This window comes from Kitasatospora sp. NPDC091257 (assembly GCF_044757675.1).
In the GTDB taxonomy this organism is placed as follows: Bacteria; Actinomycetota; Actinomycetes; order Streptomycetales; family Streptomycetaceae; genus Kitasatospora; species Kitasatospora lactacystinica.
Window position 1 is genome coordinate 1 of sequence record NZ_JBIVVI010001531.1, and the last position, 1,809, is coordinate 1,809.

Genomic DNA, 1,809 nt, shown 5'->3' on the forward strand with positions numbered 1-1,809 from the left:
CGGCGTCGGGGGGGGGGGGCGGGGGCGCCACGCCCATGTCCCGCACCGAGCCACGCCCCCGGAGGGCCCAGATGAGTCAGTCCGTCGTGAAGAACTCCGAGGCGGACGCGCCGCCGAACCCACCGTCGGGGGGCGGTCTCAAGGGACACCCCTGGCTGACCCTGCTGACCGTCGCGGTCGGCGTCATGATGGTCGCGCTGGACGGCACGATCGTCGCCATCGCCAACCCGGTGATCCAGGAGAAGCTGCACGCGGCGCCCTCCGAGATCCAGTGGGTCACCAGTGGCTACCTGCTGGCCCTGGCGGTCTTCCTGATCACCGCCGGCAAGATCGGTGACCGCTTCGGCCACAAGTCCACCTTCCTGGTCGGCGCGGCGGGCTTCGCCGTCACCTCGGCCGCGATCGGCTTCGCCGGCAACATCCAGACCGTGATCGCCTTCCGGGTGCTCCAGGGCCTGTTCGGCGCGCTGCTCCAGCCGGCCGCGCTGGGCCTGCTGCGCGGGGCCTTCCCGGCCGAGAAGCTCAACATGGCGATCGGCATCTGGGGCGGCGTGATCGGCGCCTCCACCGCGGCCGGACCGATCGTCGGCGGCCTGCTGGTCGAGCACGTCAACTGGGAGTCGGTGTTCTTCATCAACATCCCGGTCGGCCTGGTCGCGCTGGCGCTGGGCGTGTGGATCCTCAAGGACGTCCGGGCCGAGAACGCCGCCAAGTCCTTCGACCTGCCCGGCATCGCGCTGCTCTCGGTGGGCATGTTCGCGCTGGTCTTCGGCATCATCAAGGCCCCCGAGTGGGGCTGGGGCGACGGGCGGACACTGCTGTTCCTGATCGGCGCGGTGGTCCTGATGGTGCTGTTCGCGCTCTGGCAGGGCAAGGCCCGCGAGCCGCTGATCCCGCTCGGCCTGTTCCGCTCGGTGCCGCTGTCGGCGGGCGTCCTGCTGATGGCGCTGATGGCCTTCGCGTTCTTCGGTGCGATCTTCTTCGTGACCTTCTACCTCCAGAACGTGCACGGGATGAAGCCGGTCGAGGCCGGCGTCCACCTGCTGCCGATGACCGGCATGATGATCATCGGCTCGCCGCTGGCCGGCCTGGCGATCGGCAAGCTGGGCCCGCGCATCCCGATCGTGGCCGGCATGCTGATCACCACCACCGCGATGTTCGGCATGTCCACCCTGGACACCGGCTCCGGCAACGGCGTGATGTCGCTCTGGTTCGTCCTGATGGGCCTGGGCATCAGCCCGGTCATGGTCGGCGCCACCGAGGTGATCGTCGGCAACGCCCCGCTGGAGCTGTCCGGCGTGGCCGGCGGTCTCCAGCAGGCCGCGATGCAGGTCGGCGGCAGCCTCGGCACCGCGGTGCTGGGCGCGCTGATGGCCGCCAAGGTCGGCGACGTCCTGCCGGGCAACTGGGCCAAGGCCGGTCTGCCGCCGGTGGAGGGCGAGGCGGGCGAGGGCCTCAAGCAGGCCGCCCAGCTGGGCATCGCCCCGCCGGCCCCGGCCGGCACCCCGCAGCAGGCGGTGGACGCGATGGCCGGCGCCGTCCACGAGTCCTTCGTCAGCGGCATGTCGCTGGCCTTCGCGGTGGCCGCCGTGGTGGCCTTCGGCGCCGCCGTGCTCGGCCTGCTCACCCGCCGCGGCGCCACCGACGCGGGCCCGGCCGTGCACATCTGACCGGCCCCGCCGTGCCACGGCCCCGGACTCGTCGGAGTCCGGGGCCGTCGTGCTGTTCCGGGGACCGAACGGAGGGCCGCGCCACGGCGAACGCCGAAGGGCCGGACCCCCGACGGGAGTCCGGCCCCACAGTGCCTAC

General features: G+C 72.4%; 1 protein-coding gene. It reads left to right on the top strand.

The window, feature by feature from the left end; genetic code table 11:
* Positions 1-71: 71 nt before the first annotated feature.
* Positions 72-1,670 carry an MFS transporter gene (locus ACIQOV_RS39995; RefSeq protein ID WP_401055865.1) on the top strand — a complete coding sequence of 533 codons (1,599 nt, stop codon included), beginning with the start codon at positions 72-74 and terminating at the stop codon, positions 1,668-1,670.
* Positions 1,671-1,809: the final 139 nt, after the last annotated feature.

Bases quoted from the DNA above. Each gene is read 5' to 3' on its own strand.
- ACIQOV_RS39995 (WP_401055865.1), top strand. From the start codon at position 72: ATGAGTCAGTCCGTCGTGAAGAACTCCGAGGCGGACGCGCCGCCGAAC.